Source organism: Saccharothrix sp. CB00851 (genome assembly GCF_001905065.1).
Classification (GTDB): Bacteria; Actinomycetota; Actinomycetes; order Mycobacteriales; family Pseudonocardiaceae; genus Actinosynnema.
The window spans coordinates 1-16,184 of sequence record NZ_LWLC01000024.1; the positions used below are offsets into that span (position 1 = coordinate 1).

13 protein-coding genes are annotated in these 16,184 nt (G+C 72.3%); 7 read left to right on the forward strand and 6 right to left on the reverse strand.

Going from position 1 to position 16,184, the window contains the following annotated elements; all coding sequences use genetic code 11:
* Positions 1 to 42: 42 nt before the first annotated feature.
* From A6A25_RS23495 to A6A25_RS23515, 5 genes are all read right to left on the reverse strand, one after another.
* On the reverse strand, positions 43 to 744 hold the full coding sequence (locus A6A25_RS23495) for a peptidylprolyl isomerase (RefSeq protein ID WP_073893318.1): 702 nt from the start codon (positions 742 to 744) through the stop codon (positions 43 to 45).
* 33 nt (positions 745 to 777) lie between these two features.
* The gene (locus A6A25_RS23500) at positions 778 to 3,702 is read right to left on the reverse strand and encodes a helix-turn-helix transcriptional regulator (protein WP_073893320.1); all 2,925 of its coding nucleotides are present in this window, start codon (positions 3,700 to 3,702) and stop codon (positions 778 to 780) included.
* Between the two features lie 98 nt (positions 3,703 to 3,800).
* A complete protein-coding gene (locus A6A25_RS23505; protein WP_073893322.1) occupies positions 3,801 to 4,010 on the reverse strand; it encodes a hypothetical protein in 210 nt (69 codons plus the stop codon).
* Entirely contained in the window at positions 4,007 to 6,919 is a 2,913-nt protein-coding gene (locus A6A25_RS23510) for a type 2 lanthipeptide synthetase LanM family protein (RefSeq protein ID WP_073893537.1), read from the reverse strand. The genes A6A25_RS23505 and A6A25_RS23510 overlap by 4 nt, the downstream gene beginning before the upstream one ends.
* 408 nt (positions 6,920 to 7,327) lie before the next feature.
* Positions 7,328 to 7,882 carry a hypothetical protein gene (locus A6A25_RS23515; protein ID WP_073893323.1) on the reverse strand — a complete coding sequence of 185 codons (555 nt, stop codon included), beginning with the start codon at positions 7,880 to 7,882 and terminating at the stop codon, positions 7,328 to 7,330.
* Positions 7,883 to 7,963: 81 nt separating this feature from the next.
* Here A6A25_RS23515 and A6A25_RS23520 point away from each other — a divergent pair, with 81 nt between their 5' ends.
* The 6 genes from A6A25_RS23520 (at position 7,964) to A6A25_RS23545 (ending at position 14,391) form a co-directional block, all read left to right on the forward strand.
* Complete coding sequence (locus A6A25_RS23520; RefSeq protein ID WP_073893325.1) at positions 7,964 to 8,506, forward strand: enoyl-CoA hydratase/isomerase family protein; 543 nt, start codon at positions 7,964 to 7,966, stop codon at positions 8,504 to 8,506.
* Positions 8,503 to 9,504 carry a LacI family DNA-binding transcriptional regulator gene (locus A6A25_RS23525; RefSeq protein ID WP_073893326.1) on the forward strand — a complete coding sequence of 334 codons (1,002 nt, stop codon included), beginning with the start codon at positions 8,503 to 8,505 and terminating at the stop codon, positions 9,502 to 9,504. The genes A6A25_RS23520 and A6A25_RS23525 overlap by 4 nt, the downstream gene beginning before the upstream one ends.
* Positions 9,505 to 9,782: 278 nt before the next feature.
* Positions 9,783 to 11,141 carry an ABC transporter substrate-binding protein gene (locus tag A6A25_RS23530; protein WP_073893328.1) on the forward strand — a complete coding sequence of 453 codons (1,359 nt, stop codon included), beginning with the start codon at positions 9,783 to 9,785 and terminating at the stop codon, positions 11,139 to 11,141.
* Entirely contained in the window at positions 11,141 to 12,010 is an 870-nt protein-coding gene (locus tag A6A25_RS23535) for a carbohydrate ABC transporter permease (RefSeq protein WP_073893329.1), read from the forward strand. Before A6A25_RS23530 ends, A6A25_RS23535 begins: the two co-directional genes overlap by 1 nt.
* Complete coding sequence (locus tag A6A25_RS23540; RefSeq protein ID WP_073893331.1) at positions 12,007 to 12,846, forward strand: carbohydrate ABC transporter permease; 840 nt, start codon at positions 12,007 to 12,009, stop codon at positions 12,844 to 12,846. Before A6A25_RS23535 ends, A6A25_RS23540 begins: the two co-directional genes overlap by 4 nt.
* Before the next feature lie 24 nt (positions 12,847 to 12,870).
* Positions 12,871 to 14,391, forward strand: coding sequence for a glycoside hydrolase family 13 protein (locus tag A6A25_RS23545; RefSeq protein ID WP_073893332.1), 1,521 nt, complete (start codon positions 12,871 to 12,873; stop codon positions 14,389 to 14,391).
* Here the strand turns inward: A6A25_RS23545 and A6A25_RS23550 are convergent.
* On the reverse strand, positions 14,375 to 14,857 hold the full coding sequence (locus tag A6A25_RS23550) for a MarR family winged helix-turn-helix transcriptional regulator (protein WP_241828876.1): 483 nt from the start codon (positions 14,855 to 14,857) through the stop codon (positions 14,375 to 14,377). The two genes, A6A25_RS23545 and A6A25_RS23550, sit on opposite strands and share 17 nt — an antisense overlap.
* A 141-nt stretch (positions 14,858 to 14,998) precedes the next feature.
* Between A6A25_RS23550 and A6A25_RS23555 the strand changes: the two genes are divergently transcribed.
* The gene (locus tag A6A25_RS23555; protein ID WP_073893335.1) at positions 14,999 to 16,072 is read left to right on the forward strand and encodes an alkene reductase; all 1,074 of its coding nucleotides are present in this window, start codon (positions 14,999 to 15,001) and stop codon (positions 16,070 to 16,072) included.
* Positions 16,073 to 16,184: the final 112 nt, after the last annotated feature.

Below are 16,184 nucleotides of genomic sequence, written 5' to 3' on the forward strand. Positions count from 1 at the left end.
CAATCATGACCTACTACCAGGCCGAAGATTTGGAGACACGCCCTAGCCGGTCCGCTTGGCCCGCTCGATGTCCGTGGTCAGGGCGGGACGGCCGTCGACCTCGCTGTCCGGGTTCGGCAGGATGCCGCCGGCCGCGACCTTGTCCAGCGTGGCGAGCCCGGCGGGCGTGACGCGGCCGAACACGGTGTAGTTGGGCCGCAGCACGGAATCCGACGTGACCAGGAAGAACTGGCTGCCGTTGGTGTCGGGGCCCGCGTTGGCCATGGCGAGCGTGCCGCGCGGGTAGATCCGGCGCAGGCCGGTGGGGTCGTTCGGGGCGGGCGCCAGGTCGGTCGGCAGCTCGTCCTTATACCTGTAGCCCGGACCGCCTGCACCGGTGTCGGACGGGTCGCCGCACTGCAGCACCTTCAGCGTCGGGTACGCGGTCAGCCGGTGGCACGTCGTGTCGTCGTAGAACTTCTTCCGCACCAGGTGCAGGAAGCTCTGGACGGTGCACGGCGCCTGCGCGCGGTCCAGCACGAGCGGCACGGGGCCCTGGTTGGTCCACAGCAGCACATCGGGGTGACCGCGGTCGGGCGTGTGCCGCGGATCGGGCGGCAGCGGCACGGGACGGGCGGCCGGCTCGTCCGGCGTCACCTCGTACGCGCACGGCCCGCGGGTCGTGTCGGTCACCGTCGGGGACGACGCCTGCGCCACCCCGCCGCCCAGGACCACCGTCAGCGCCACTGCCACCAGGATTCTCACCGCACCAGGTCTAACGGACCCGGCACCGCCGTGCTAGGGCCGGTCGGCGGGTCCGAGTGACGCGGCGAACGCGCTGAGCGACTCCCGGTCCGGCTGCGCGGTCTTCGTGATCAGGCTCGCCACGTGCTTCTCCACCGTGCGCGGCGAGATGTGCAGCCGGTTCGCGATCGCCTTGTTGCCCAACCGGCCCGCCAGCAGCCGGAACACCTCGAACTCGCGCACCGTCACGCCCAGCGCCCGCAGCGCGCGCGGCACCTGGTCGGACCCGGTCCGCCGCTGCGGCACCGACGCGCCCACCTGCCGCAGCAGCCCCCGGCACGCGCTGGCCACGGCCGGCTGACCGGCCTGGTGGAAGTACTCCTCCGCGCCGCGCAGCCAGGCCACCGGCTCGCCCCACCCGTCGGCCACCGCCGCCTCGGCCACCAGCCGCAGCCCCAGATGACGGGCCAGCGGGTGGATCGCCGCCGCCTCGCGCGCCGCCCGCACGGCCTGCGCCGCCTCCGCCTCCCGGCCCAGCCTGCCCAGCAGCACGGCCAGCGCGAACTGCGCGAACACCCGGTTCCAGCGCATCCGGGCCGCCGCCGACCGCGTCACGGCGAGGTAGCCGTCCAGGTCCAGCGCCCCGGACACCGCCTCCAGCAGCAGGAGCAGCCCGTGCCGGCCGGACAGGTGGTACACCGTCGGCGTCTCCGCCTCGTACGCGATCGCCCGCGCCAGGTCGTGCCCGGCCGTCGCGCGGTCCTCCTCCAAGAGCGCGCAGAACGCCCGCGCCAGCCCGAAGCACAGCGGCCGTTCCTGCGAGCCGACCCCGCCGACCTCGTCGAACGCCTCGATCGCCGCGTCCATCTCGGCCCGCCTGCCCTGGTGGGCCGCCGCGGTCGCCTGCGCCATCAGCCCGTACAGGGTGAGGTTGCGCAGCTGCAGCCGCCGGGTGTCGGCGATGATCCGCGGCAGCTGTTCCGCGGCGGCGGCGTACTGCCCGCGCAGCACGGCGTCCAGCCCGAGGATCGCGTCCACGTTGTACGCCGCGGCGACCGCGCCGATCAGCATCGCCTCCTCGCGCGCCTCGGCCAGCTCCGCCGCCTTGCCCTCGGCCAGCCAGCCCAGTCCGGCCTGCCGGATCACCGCGTACGCCCGCTGGATGGGCAGCCCGTGCTCCTCGGCCAGCGCCCTGGCCCGGCTGAAGCACTCGGTCGCCTCGTCCAGGTCGCGGTCGCGGGCCAGCACGCCGAGCAGCTGCCACGTCTCGCAGCCCACCTCGGGCAGCGGCACCCGCTTCGCCGCGTCGGCCGCGCGCCTGGCCAGGAACTCGGCCGAGGAGATCCGGTCCGGCACCTCCAGGTTCAACGTCAGGAACGCGGCCACCGCGTCGAGCCGCGCGGTGTGCTCGTCGGCGGCGTGCGCGCCGAGCAGCGCCCGTGCCGTCTCCACGTGCGCCATGCCGTCCGTCCAGCGACCGGCGGTGTTGGCCACCTGCGCGAGCTTGGTGTGCAGCTCGGCCCGCCGCACCCGGCCCAGCCCGGCGGCGCTCAGCTCGGTCACCGCGTCGACCAGCGCGAACGCCCGCTCGAACTGGCCCGCCTCGGCCAGCGCGGGCAGCAGCGAGTCCAGCACGTCGGCGCGGATCGCCACGTCGACCTCGCTGGCCAGCAGCCGGTGCGCGTGGTCGAGCAGCCGCACCGCCGACCCGGCCGCGCCGTCGGCCAGCGCCCGCCGTCCCGCCTCGGCCAGTAACGCGCCCGCCTCGGCGGTCTGCCCGGCGTCCAGCCGCAGCGACGCCACCAGGGCGCACCACTCGCCGGGCAGGCCGGGGTGCAACTCCTGCACGGCGTCCGCGGTCCGGCGGGCCAGCTCGGCCCGGTGCGGCGGCGGCAGTTGCGCCCGCAGCGCCTCGGCGGTCAGCGGGTGGCGGAACGCGTACCAGTCGGGCACGGGCTCGTCCGGCGTGACGAGCTGCGCGGCCACGCCGGCGTGCAGGTGCGACAGCAGGGCGCGGTCGTCCATGCCGGTCACCCGGCGCAGCACCGACAACGGGAACCGGTGGCCCAGCACGGCCGCCACCGACAGCACCTCGCGCCCCTGCGGCCCGAGCCGGTCGGTGCGGTGCGCGACCAGCCGCACCAGCGCCGACGGCACGTCGATGCGCAGTTCGCCGAGCACCTGCCAGCCGCCCGGACCGCGCACCAGCAGGCCGCCGTTGACCAGGCCGTGCACCATCTCCTCGACCACGAACGGGTTCCCCGCGCTGTCGGCCCACAGCCGTTGCACGACCTCGGCGGGCACCTCGTGCTCCTCCGCCTCCAGGCACAGCGCCACCATCCGGCGCACCTGGCGCTCCTCCAGGCGGCGCAGCTCCACCAGCACGCCGGCCTGCCGTTGCGCGGCCGAGAGGACCACGTCCAGCGTGGGGCCGGGGTCGGCGCGGGTGGTCACCAGCAGCGCGGCGGGCGCCTGGTCGAGGTTGTCCACGAGGTAGTCGACGACGGCCAGCGTCTCGGCGTCCGCGTCGTGCAGGTCCTCCAGCACCAGCAGGCACGGTTGCGCACGGCCGACCACGGCCAGCAGCCGCAGCACGGCCTCGGCGAGCACCAGCACGGAGTGCGCGGCCCGCGGTTCGTCGGCGCCCCACTCGGGCACGAGCCTGCCCAGCGCCGACTGGTAGGGGCCGAGTTCGCGCAGGTCCAGGCCGTCTCCCGGGCGCAGCAGCGACATCAGGGCCTCGGCCAGCGGCCGGAACGGCACGATCGGCCCGATCGTGCTGCCCCGTCCGCGCAGCACCCGCATGCCGCGGTCGAACGCGGCGCCGGCGGCGAAGCGCGCCAACCGGGTCTTCCCGATGCCCGGCTCGCCGACGAGGAACACGGCGCGCCCGCGGTGGGCGCCGGCGTCGGCCAGCACTCGGTCGAGCACGCGGAGTTCTTCGTCGCGGCCGACCACGACCGGCGCGCGGGTGTGCATGCGCCGACCTTAGTCAAGCCGAACGGCCGCATGCCAAACTGCCCGCACCCCCAGTGCGGGCGGGCAGTTCGGCGGCGGGAGAGGGTCGTTACCGGTCGTTACAGGACACCGGGCGCGCTCACCGTGGTCATGGTGGTCTCGCCCACGGCGACCGCGGCGTACACGCCGACGGCCATGGTCAGGCCCGCCAGCGCACGGGCGCGGGCGCCCGCCTTGGCCTTGCGGGACAGCGCCATCTCGCCGGCGGGGTGATCGCCGTCCTGGTCCTCGCTCCAGGTGGTGACCTCGTCGCGGTTGGCGTCGTTCATCGGGTGTTCTCCTCGCGGGGGTGGATGTCGTGCGTGGAACCGAGCAGGAGCACCGAAGGCACCTGCTCGGGGAAACCGAGGCGGAGCAAGCCGTACCCGATGCCGGAGAGCCCGGTGAGCAGACCGGCCGACGGCACGCCACCGGGCGTGCCGCAGCGCGCCCCGTACTGGTCCAGCGCGCCGAGGACCAACCCGGCGCGCCGGGTCTGCATGGCCGGTGCCAGACCGTGCCCGCGTTCCGCGAGGACGGTCAAGGCCTCGATCACGCCCAGCTCACCGTGGCACAGGCTCAGGTCTCGCAAGGGTTCGTGCACCGCCAAGGCGTTCAGGCACCGGTCGAGGTGCAGGGTGTGCGCGTCGACCGGTTGATCCGGGCGGGCGCAGTGCGCGAGCACCGCGCCGGAAAGCCCGGAGCACCAACTGTGATCCGCTTCGGCCACGTCGAGCAGGCGTTGCCGCAGCGCGTGATCGGCACGCAGGTTCGCGCGACCGACCACACCGTAGCGGTCATCGCCCGCGAACCGCGCGTAACGCAGCAAAGCCCAGCCGACACCGGCCCGGCCGCGGGCGAAGCCGTCACCTCCGGGAGCGGCGGCGACCAGCCGGTCGGCGTAGGCGCGGGCCAGCGCCGCGGCGGCGGGCGAGCCGCTCTCCGCCCGCACCGCCAGCATCGCGGCCAGGCCGCCCGCCCAGCCCTCGACCACGTTCGCCGAATCCTCGCCGACCGCTTCCACCGCGGCCGCGACGTCCAGCGCGGCACGCAGCCAGCCGTCCAGCTCGCGGTCGTCGAGCAGGTTCGCCATGCGCGCCAACGCGTAGCAGATACCGCCCAGCCCGTGGAACGCACCGCTGCCGACGGCCGTGGCCATCTCGACGTCCTCGGCGAACGCGGCCAGCAGGCCGGGGATCGGCTTGAGCGCGTCCCGCGCGTACTCGGTGTACCGGGCGGCGCCGGTGACCTTGCCCAACTGCGCCAGGAACAGCGCGACACCGGTGTAGCCGTTGGACAGTCCCGCGCCCATCGGCGCGACCGCCCAGTGCCGGTCGTCCACCAGTTCCAGGCCGACCCAGTTGACCCGGCCGTCGGCGGTCGTGGCGTGCGCCAGCACCTCGTCGGCGATCCCGCACGCGGCCACCAGCAGCCGTTGCGGGTCCGGCACGCCCGCTTCGACCGGCGCGGCCACCCCGCGTCCGGTGCGGTGGTCCACCGGGCGGGGCCTGCTCGCCAGCCCGGCGCTGATCAGCCACTGCTGGTCGTGCTTGTCCACTTCGTCCAGCGCGGCGACCTTGGCCGTGACGGCGTCCAGTGCGGACGCGGGCAGCAGGCCCGGCAGCCGCTGCCCGGTCGAGGTCCACACGTCGCGGCTGCCCGGCCGGGTGGTGAACAGCGGCACGTCGCCCGCCCACAGGTCGAGCATCTCGTGCGGCACCAGGGCGCGGATCAGGTCGTCGTCCGCGGCGCCGTCCCACAGCAGGTCCAGGACGTCCTGGCGGGCCGACGCGCCGCGCAGCGCGTCCGGGTGCGTCGACTCGTCCAGCAGCGTCGAGTACAGCTGGGTCATCCGCGGCACGAACCGCACCGGCAGGTCGGCGAAGCGGTTCAGCAGCCCGTCGGGGCCGAGGAGTTCGGTGCGGTGGTCGTAGAGGGCGTCGTAGCCGATCCGGAACCCGGCCAGCAGCGCGCCCTGGTAGTCGGCGGGCTCGGCCTCGCGACCGTCCACCACGGGCCGGTTGTGCGCGGGTGGCAGCGGCGCGGGCCTGCGCACCAGCCGCATCCGGTCGGTGCCGGGGTGCAGCCACGCCACGCCGTCGGCGGCCGGCCGGTCGCCGTGGTCGCCGCCCATGCCGCCGACGTCCAACGCGCCGTGCTCGCCCAGCATCACGCGCGGCAGCACGGCGGTGCGGTGCACGGACCGGGCCAGCGCCCGGACCGCCGGGTCGGCCGGTGCCGCGACCGTGGGGTGGAACAGGGTCTCCACGTCGACCAGCACCGGCTGGTCGCCCGCCGCGATCAGGTTCTCGTAGTGCATGTCGGTGCCGTCCACCGCGTACAGCAGCGCGATCAGCCCGCCGAGCCGCTGGTAGAACCGGCCGACCTCGGTGACGTCCGCGCACGGGCGGTGCTCGACGAACTCCAGCCAGCCGTGCCCGCCCCGACCGAGGACGCGCGGTAGCCGCAGGTCGAGGCCGGTGTGGCGGTCGAACCAGGTGACCAGGTCGGCGAACGCCGAGTGCAGCGACACGGGCCGCGGCTTGTAGACCACCCGGCGGCCGTCGGTGAACGTCAGCACGGCCACCGAGCGTCCGCGCTCGTGCGGGTCGCCCTTGCCGGTCTCCACGTGCACGAGTGCACCGGGGTCGCGGCCGTCGAGCAGGGTGCGCACGATCTGAGCGCGGTCCGCGGCGAACCGGTCCAGCAGCTCCCGGTGCGCGGCGACGGCGTGCAGGCAGGCCTGGCCGAGCAGCCGGGCCAGCACCGGGTACCGGGCGAACAGCGCGGGCAGGTCGACGTGCCGGACGAAGTCGGCGAACCGCTCCCGCGGCGTGCCGCCGACCAGCCGCCCACCGACCCGGTCGAGGTTCAGCTCCAGCACGAGGGTGCGCGCGGCGATCCCGGCCAGCCGCTTGCCCAGCGCGCGGGCGAAGTCGGCGTCCAGCCGCGGGTCGAGCGCCACGGCCGCGCGCACCAGGGGTCTCAGCGCGAACGCGAACGCCTCGGCCGGGTTGTCGGCTTCGTCGACGGTGTCCCAGCCGCCGCGGGTGAGGTCTGCACGGGCCGCGGTCGTGGTGGCGCGTTCCACGAACGCGGCCCATGAGGGCCGTCCACGGGGGACGACCAGCTCCTGGGTGTTCCCGCGCACGCCGCTGAGCCACCACGCTGGAGGCCGGTCGACGGCGGAGGGGAACACGCGCACAACCTGTCACGGACGTGCGGCGGCGCACATGGGGGCCGTGCCCCCAGATTTGCGGCGAACAACCGCGAGACCGCAGATGTGCGGAACGCTCCCCGCTCCTCGCTCCTCGCTCCTCGCTCCTCGCTCCTCGCTCCTCGCTCCTCGCTCCCCGCTCGCGCTCCCCGCTCGCGCTCCCGCTCCCCGCTCGCGCTCCCCGCTCGCGCTCCCCGCTCGCGCTCCCCGCTTCCGCTCCCGCCTCCGTTCCCGCTCCCCGCGAGGTCGCGTCGATCGTTCGCGCCTGATTTCCGGCGATCACGCTTTTCGATCGCCGGAAATCAGGCGCGAGCGATCGACTTCCAGGCGACCTCGCCCGCCGTCTGCGGAGCAGCGGCCATCAAACACAGCGGCCATCAAACACAGCCATCAAACACAGTTCTCGGCTTGGTCGGCGGCGTCGCGGACCTCGTCCGGCAGGGAGACGACGGCCATCTTCTCCACGGCCTCGTTCATCACGGTGACCGCCTCGGTCATGTCCTGGATGACGGTGGAGAAGAGGTCGACGGTCATCTCCGGCGCGGCGTCGACGGCCGACTTGGCCGCGGCGAACTTGTCCCGCGCCCTGGTCAGCGGCTCGCTGATGACCTCGACCGCGGTGTCGGCGGCGGGCACCGGTGCCGGGGTCAGCTCGTCCAGGTCGTGCAGCACGACGTCGAGCACGTCGACCACGCGGCCGAGCGAGTCGCTGACGGACTTCTTCGCCTGCGCCGGGTCGGCCTGGGCCTGCGTCTGGTCGAACGACACCCCGCCCGAGGCGATCATGTACTTGGCCACGCCGCAGAAGTTGTTCACCCAGCGCACGACCTCGGGGGCCGCCCCGGCGACGGACGACGTCGGGCCGGGGGCGGGCTGTCCCGCCACGGGCACCGCGCACCCGGTCACCAGCCCGACCAACGCCACCGCCATCAACCACCGCTTCACAGGGGATTTGTACCCCGCTGTCACCCGATAGTGGGGTGGAACATGACAACCGGGGGAACCGTCGGCCACGATGTCGGCCTCATGACCGTCTCACTCGATGTCTCCGGCGGGATCGCGGTCATCCGGATCGGCGAGCCGTCGGACACCGTGCTGTCCGACGTGCGCGCGTTGCTGCCCGTGGTGGCCAGTGCCCGTGCCGTCGTGCTGCTGGTCGACCCGGGCCTGTGCGCCATCGACATCAAACGGCTGGTCCGGGTGTCGGCGGCGCAGCGGGAGGCGGTGGCGGCGTCGTTGCGCGGCGTGCGCGACGAGGTGGCGAACCTGCCCGTGCCGGTGGTCGCGGCGATCGGCGGCAGCCCGTCCGGCGAGGCGGCGGAACTGGCCATGGCGTGCGACCTGAGGGTCCTCTCCTCCGACGGTGGCCTCGGGTGGGTGACCGACTGCGGGGTGACGGGCGGTCAGGTGCTGGTGGCACGGCGCGTGACCGCCGACGAGGCGTTGCGCACGGGGTTGGTGGACCGGGTCGTGCCGCCGTCGTCGGTGTTGCGGGCGGCCGTCGAACTCGCAAACGAGTGCAAGTCAACGCAAGCCGAACGTAAGTCCTGCCGTATAGTTGCTCCATGACGCAACGGCGGTTGGCGGAAGTGGCCGCGAAGGTCGGCGTGAGCGAGGCGACGGTCAGCCGGGTCCTCAACGGCAAGCCGGGTGTGTCTGACGCGACGCGGTCGGCCGTGCTCACCGCGCTGGACGTGCTGGGGTACGAACGGCCGACGCAGCTGCGCGGCGAGCGTGCTCGGCTGGTCGGCCTGGTGCTGCCGGAGCTGCAGAACCCGATCTTCCCGGCGTTCGCCGACGTGGTCGGCAACGCCCTGGCGCAACGCGGGTTCACCCCCGTGCTGTGCACCCGCACGGCGGGCGGCGTGACCGAGGCGGACTACCTGGAGCTGCTGTTCGAGCAGCACGTGTCCGGTGTGGTGTTCGCCGGCGGGCAGTACGCGCAGGCGGACGCGTCGCACGAGCACTACCGGCAGATGACGCGGCGCAAGCTGCCCGCGGTGCTGGTGAACGCCGCCATAGACGACCTCGGGTTCCCGCGGGTGTCGTGCGACGACGCGGTGGCGGTCGAGCAGGCGTTCGGGCACTTGGTGGCGTTGGGGCACGTGCGGATCGGCGCGGTGCTGGGTCCGTCGGACCACATGCCGTCGAGGCGCAAGCTCACCGCGTTGACGTCGTGCGCGTCGGCGGCGGGGGTGGAGCTGTTCGAGGAGCACGCGATGTTCTCGCTGGAGGGCGGGCAGGCCGCGGCGACCCGGCTGCTGAACCGCGGCGTGACCGCGATCCTGTGCGCCTCGGACCCGTTGGCGTTGGGCGCCGTGCGGGCCGTGCGGCGGCACGGGCTCAAGGTGCCGCACGACGTGTCCGTCGTCGGCTACGACGACTCACCGCTCATGACCTGCACCGAGCCGCCGTTGACCACGGTCCGCCAGCCGATCGAGGCGATGGGCCGCGCCGCCGTCGAGCTGCTGGCCAACCAGATCGCGGGCACCCCGGTCCCCGACGAGGAACTGCTCTTCGAACCCGAACTGGTCGTCCGCTCCTCCACCGCCCCCGCCCCCCGCTAACTCTCACCCCCGCGCGTGTCCTACGTCCGGAACGCGCGTGTCCTACGTTCCCGTACCCCGTGTTGAACGCTCAGAACAAGATCAGCTGTTCTGAGCGTTCAACACGGGTGTCCTGAACGTAGGACACGCGTGACGCGGACGTAGGACACGCGCGGTTTTGGCTCGAGGTGCTTACGGGTTCATGTCGGGAAGTTGCGGATTTTCGTAGACATCTTGCGGGACGGTGTGCGGGAGATTTAGCGTGTGCGGCACACCACACCCGAGGAGGGTCCGCCCCCATGAACTCATTCAGCCTCCGCAGAGCGGCGGGGTTGCTGCTGGCAGGCAGCCTGGGCCTCACCGCCGTCGCGTGCTCGCAAGCTGACGACGGCGGCACGGCCGCCGGCGGCAAGGTCACGATCTCGGTCAACGGCCAGCCGCCGCAGACCCAGCCGTTCGAGCGCAAGGTCTTCGACGAGGACGTGGCCGAGTTCGAGGCCGCGAACCCCGACATCGACATCGAGCCGCACGAGGGGTTCATGGACCCCAAGACGTTCTCCGCGAAGCTCGCCGGCGGCCAGCTGGAAGACGTCTTCTACGCCTACTTCACCGACCCGGCGAACCTCATCGCCCGCCGACAGGCCGCGGACATCACCGAGTACGTCAAGGACGTGCCGCACTACGACGCCATCCGACCCGAGCTGCGCGACGTGTTCAGCAAGGACGGCAAGGTCTACGGCGTCCCGACCGCAAACTACTCGATGGGCCTGCTCTACAACCGCGCCCTGTTCACGCAGGCGGGCCTGAACCCCGACCAGCCGCCGAAGACGTGGGACGAGGTCCGCGAGGCGGCCAGGAAGATCACCGCGCTGGGCGACGGCAAGGTCGGCTTCGCCGAGTACAGCAAGAACAACCAGGGCGGCTGGCACTTCACCGCGTGGATGTACTCCGTGGGCGGCCAGGTCGCCCGCCAGGACGGTGACAAGTGGGTCGCCGACTTCAACAACGACAAGGGCCGTGAAGTCCTCCAGCACCTCAAGGACATGCGCTGGACCGACAACACGATGGGCGAGAAGCAGCTGCTCGTCATCGAGGACGTCCAGCAGATGATGGGCGCGGGCCAGCTCGGCATGTACCTGGCCGCGCCGGACAACGTGCCGACCCTGGTCAACCAGTTCAAGGGCGACTACGCCGACTACGGCCTGACCGGCATCCCGGACGGCGAGGGCACGCTCATCGGCGGCGAGGGCTACATGCTCAACCCGAAGGCGTCGCCGGAGAAGATCAAAGCGGGCCTCAAGTGGATCCAGTGGAAGTTCCTCAACCCGGACCGGTTCGAGCGCAACCTCCAGCGCTACAAGGACCAGGGCCAGCCGATCGGCCTGCCCGTGCCGCCCGTCGCCGACGTCTGGACCGGTGACATCGCGGCCAAGCAGACCGAGCTGAAGGAGAAGCTCGCGACCGTGCCGGTGGCGAACTTCAAGTCCTACGTGGACGCCGAGCCCGAGGGCCGGATCGAGCCGCCGAACGCCCAGCAGGTCTACGCGATCCTCGACAACGTCATGCAGGCCGTGCTCACCAACCGCGACGCCGACGTCAGCCAACTCCTGGCCGACGCGGAAGCCAAGGTGAACCCCGTCCTGGCCCAGGTCAAGTGATGCGCCGCCGCGTCGCGGAGAACCTGGCCGCGTACGGGTTCCTGTCCGCCGCGCTGGTCTGCTTCGCGGTGTTCTCCTGGTACCCGATCGCGCGCGGGGCCGTGCTGGGCTTCCAGCAGGTCGACTTCGTCACCGACCCCGCGTGGGTCGGCTGGGAGAACTTCGAACGACTCTTCGCCGACCCCCTGTTCGCCACGGCGTGGCGCAACACCCTGCTGTTCACCGCGCTGGCGCTGGTGTTCGGCTTCGTGGTGCCGTTCCTGCTCGCGGTCGTGCTCAACGAGCTGCGGCACTTCAAGGCGTACTTCCGGCTCATCGTGTACTTGCCCGTGATGCTGCCGCCGGTGGTGGCCGCGCTGATCTGGAAGTGGATGTACGACCCCGGTCCGGGCCTGCTCAACACCGCGTTGCGCGGGCTCGGGCTGGAGGGGGCTGCGTGGCTGGACAGCGCGGACACTTCCATGCTGTCGCTGGTGATCGTGGCGACCTGGGCGAACCTGGGCACGGCCACGTTGATCTACCTGGCCGCGTTGCAGGGCATCCCCGGTGACCTGTACGAGGCGGCCGAGCTGGACGGCGCGGGTGTGCTGCGCAGGCTGTGGCACGTCACCGTGCCGCAGACCCGGTTCGTGCTGCTGGTGCTGCTGCTGCTCCAGATCGTGGCGACGATGCAGGTGTTCACCGAGCCGTACGTGATGACCGGCGGCGGTCCGGAGGACTCCACGGTCACCGTGCTGCTCCTGCTGTACCGGTACGCCTTCTACTACAACGACTTCGGCACGGCGAGTGCCCTGAGCCTGTTGCTGCTGCTGGTGCTCGGCGCGTTCACCGCGCTGTACCTGCGGGTGACGCGGAAGGCGGACGCGTGAGGACGTTGATCGCGCCGGGCCGCCACCGGGCCGGCTACTACATCGCGCTGGCGGTCACGACCGTCGTGCTGACCGCGGTGTTCGTGGTGCCGTTGGTGTGGGTCGCGCTCTCGGCCATGAAACCGGCCGTGGAACTGGCCCGCGTGCCGCCGACGGTGCTCCCGCGGACGTGGACGCCCGGCACGTACGCCGAGGCGTGGGACCTGATGGACCTCGGCCGGTACTTCCTCAACACGATCGTCGTGGCGGTGGGCGTGTGGGCGGTGCAGCTCGCGGTGGACGTGCCCGCGGCGTACGCGCTGTCGCGGCTCAAACCCGTGCTGGGCAAGGGGATCCTCGGCATGATGCTGCTGACCCTGATGATGCCCGCCGCGGTGCTGCTGGTCCCGACCTACCTGACGATCGCCGACCTGGGGCTGCTCAACAACCCGCTGGCGCTGTGGCTGCTGGGCGCGGCCAACGCGTTCACGGTGTTCCTGCTCAAGCGGTTCTTCGACCAGTTGCCCGCGGAAGTGCTGGAGGCGGCGCGGATCGACGGCGCCGGCCAGTTCACCATGCTGTGGCGGATCGTGCTGCCGCTGTCCAGGCCGATCCTGGCGGTCGTGTCCATCTTCGCGGTCGTGGCCGCGTGGAAGGACTTCATCTGGCCGCTGCTGGTGTTCTCCGACCCGGCGCGGCAGACGCTCAGCGTCGCGTTGCAGCGCTTCGCGCCCGACACACCGGTCAACCTGCTGCTGGCCGGTCTCGTGCTGTCCAGCGTGCCGATGATCGGCCTGTTCCTGGTGTTCCAGCGGCACGTCCTGGCGGGGCTCACCGCCGGCAGCGTGAAGGGCTGACGCCACAACCGAGGGAGGATCCACATGAACTGGTGGCGCGGTGCGGCCATCTACCAGGTGTACCCGCGCAGCTTCGCCGACGGCAACGGGGACGGAGTCGGGGACCTGGCGGGTCTGCGCCAGAGGCTCCCGTACCTCGCCGAGTTGGGTGTGGACGCGATCTGGCTCAGCCCCTGGTACCCGTCGCCGCTGGCGGACGGCGGCTACGACGTCGCCGACTACCGCGACATCGAGCCGGTGTTCGGCACGCTCGTGGAGGCGGAGAAGCTGATCGGCGAGGCGCACGCGGTGGGCCTGCGGGTGATCATCGACATCGTGCCCAACCACTGCTCCGACCGGCACCCGTGGTTCCAGGAGGCGTTGCGGGGCGTGGGGCGGGACCGGTTCTGGTTCCACGAGGGCGACGAGCCGCCGAACGACTGGCAGTCGCGGTTCGGCGGGCCGGCGTGGTCGCAGGCGCCGGACGGCTCGTGGTACCTGCACCTGTACAGCCCGGAGCAGCCCGACCTGAACTGGACCAACCCGGAGGTGCGGGCCGAGTTCGAGTCGATCCTGCGGTTCTGGCTGGACCGGGGCGTGGACGGGTTCCGCATCGACGTGGCCGACGGGCTGGTCAAGGACTTCTCCAAGCCGGACGCCGAGCTGCCCTACTCCGACCAGGACGGCGTGCACGACATCTACCGGGCGTGGCGGCGGGTGCTGGACGAGTACCCGGACGAGCGGGTGTTCGTCGGCGAGATGTGGTTGCCCGACCCGGAGCGGTTCGCCCGCTACCTGCGTGCCGACGAGCTGCACTCGGCGTTCAACTTCGACTTCCTGTGCTGCCCGTGGGAACCCGGCGAGCTGCGGCGGGTCATCGACGCCACGCTGGCCGCGCACGCGCCGGTCGGTGCGCCGCCCACGTGGGTGCTGTCCAACCACGACGTGACGCGGCACGTGTCGCGGATGGGGCGGGAGGACACGTCGTTCGACTTCGGCCGGCGGCAGCACCTCACGCCGACGGACCTGGAGCTGGGCACCAAGCGGGCCCGTGCGGCGATCATGCTGACCACCGCCCTGCCCGGCTGCGTGTACGTCTACCAGGGGGAGGAGCTGGGGCTGGAGGAGGTCGACGACCTGCCGGACGAGCTGCGCGAGGACCCGGTGTGGGTGCGGTCGGGCCACACCGACCGGGGACGTGACGGGTGCCGGGTGCCGATCCCGTGGGGTGACGACGGTCCGTCGTGGCTGCCGCGGCCGGAGCACTGGCGGTCGCTGTCGGTGGCCACGCAGACCGGCGACCCCGACTCGATGCTCGCGCACTACCGCACCGTGCTGGCGCTGCGGCGGTCCGAGCCGTCGCTGGGTGACGGGCCGATGGCGTGGCTGGACCTCGGTCCGGGCGTGGTCGCGTTCCGCCGGGGCGACGACTTCGCCTGCGTGCTGAACCTGTCCGCCGAGCCGGTCGCGCTGCCCGCGCACGACGCCGTGCTGCTGGCCAGCGGACCGCTCGCGGACGACGCCGTGCCGCCGGACACCGCGGTGTGGATCAGGCCGGCCCGGTAGTCCCGTCGGGCGGGACGTACCGGTTCGTCCGGATCGCCAGGTTGCACTCCAGCAGGCCGAGCACCCTCAGGGTCTCGGCCTGCTGGTCTTCGTCCAGGTCCCCGAGCGTGGCCTCCTCCAGCTCGCGCCACATGCGTTCGACCTCGTGCCGCAGGGCCTGGCTCGCGGCGGTCGGCTCGACCAGCGTGGCGCGGCCGTCGGTCGGGTCGGGGGAGCGGCGCACGAAACCGGCGCGTTCCAGCCGCTGCACGGTCCTGGTCATGGTCGGCGAGTCGGAGCCCAGCACGCCGCACAGGTCGGACTGCCGCTGCGGGCCGCAGTCCCAGAGGTGCATCATCACCACCTCCTGGCCCGGGTGCAGCCCTGCCTGCCTGAGCAGTTGGCCGGCGAGCAGGCGGTGCAGGCGGGCGACGCGGAAGATGGCGTGGCTGATCCGCGCCTGTGCGGCGGCCTGCGGAACAGGCACTGACGTGGGATTTTGTCCGGTCGTGGCCATGGCTCCAGTCTAGCTGCCGTGAATGGTGAGCGCCGTCACAGCGGTATGTCGGAATGGGTTCCGCAGGGATAGCTGTTCGGACAGGTAAACCCGCGCAACCTGGAGGAAGACATGGGCACCGCGTTCGAGCCGTTGGACCTGGCCGGCACCGAGCTGCCGAACCGCGTCGTGATGTCGCCGATGACCCGCAGCCGCGCGTACGACACGGTGCCGACGCCGTTGATGGCCGAGTACTACGCCCAGAGGGCCGGTGCCGGGTTGATCATCAGCGAGGGCATCCAGCCGTCCGTCGTCGGCCAGGGGTACCCGCACACGCCGGGGCTGCACAGCGACGAGCAGGTCGAGGGCTGGCGCGGCGTGACCGACGCGGTGCACGCGGCGGGCGGCCGGATCTTCGCGCAGCTCATGCACACCGGTCGGATCGGCCACCCGGACGTGCTGCCCGGCGACCTGCACCCCGTCGGCGTGTCGCCGGTGCGCGCGGCCGGTCAGCTGTTCACCGGCAAGGGGATGCAGGACTACGTGACGCCGCGCGTGCTGACGCACGCCGAGATCGAGTCCACCATCGCCGACTTCGCCACCGCGGCCCGCAACGCCGTCGAGGCCGGGTTCGACGGCATCGAGCTGCACGGCGCCAACGGCTACCTGCTGCACCAGTTCCTGGCCGACAACACGAACCTGCGCGACGACCAGTGGGGCGGCTCGATCGAGAACCGGATCCGGTTCGTGGTCGAGGTCGTCCGCGCGACGTCCGAGGCGATCGGCGCGCACCGCGTCGGCCTGCGGATCTCCCCGGCCGGCACGTACAACGACATGGCCGAGGAGACGCACGACGAGCTGTACCCGGCACTGGTCGACGCCATCGACCCGTTCGGCCTGGCGTACCTGCACATCGGCGAGCAGGGCGAGCGGGCGTTGACGCTGGAGCTGCGCAAGCGCTTCTCCGGCACCCTGATCCTCAACCCGTTCACGCCGGAGGGCTCCACCGGCCCGGAGCACCTGGCCCTGGTGGACGACGGCACGGCGGACGCCATCAGCTTCGGCGCCCTGTTCCTGGCCAACCCGGACCTGCCGGTCCGCCTGGCCAACGGCGGCCCGTTCAACACGCCGGACCCGTCGAGCTTCTACATGGGCTCCGAGAAGGGCTACACCGACTACCCCGCCCTCGCGAGCGTCGACGCCTGACCCCACCACCGGTCCAGGCCCCCGAGTCCGCCGACCCGGGGGCCTGTCGCGTTCGCGGTGAGTGGGAACGGGCACGAGGAGAGGACCGATCGGGCAGAGAACTCCCGGTCGC

Excerpts from the sequence above, each read along its gene's own strand:
- A6A25_RS23500 (WP_073893320.1), bottom strand. The coding sequence starts at position 3,702 with ATGCACACCCGCGCGCCGGTCGTGGTCGGCCGCGACGAAGAACTCCGC.
- A6A25_RS23505 (WP_073893322.1), bottom strand. The coding sequence starts at position 4,010 with ATGAACGACGCCAACCGCGACGAGGTCACCACCTGGAGCGAGGACCAG.
- A6A25_RS23520 (WP_073893325.1), top strand. The coding sequence starts at position 7,964 with ATGACCGTCTCACTCGATGTCTCCGGCGGGATCGCGGTCATCCGGATC.
- A6A25_RS23525 (WP_073893326.1), top strand. The coding sequence starts at position 8,503 with ATGACGCAACGGCGGTTGGCGGAAGTGGCCGCGAAGGTCGGCGTGAGC.
- A6A25_RS23530 (WP_073893328.1), top strand. The coding sequence starts at position 9,783 with ATGAACTCATTCAGCCTCCGCAGAGCGGCGGGGTTGCTGCTGGCAGGC.
- A6A25_RS23535 (WP_073893329.1), top strand. The coding sequence starts at position 11,141 with ATGCGCCGCCGCGTCGCGGAGAACCTGGCCGCGTACGGGTTCCTGTCC.
- A6A25_RS23545 (WP_073893332.1), top strand. The coding sequence starts at position 12,871 with ATGAACTGGTGGCGCGGTGCGGCCATCTACCAGGTGTACCCGCGCAGC.
- A6A25_RS23555 (WP_073893335.1), top strand. The coding sequence starts at position 14,999 with ATGGGCACCGCGTTCGAGCCGTTGGACCTGGCCGGCACCGAGCTGCCG.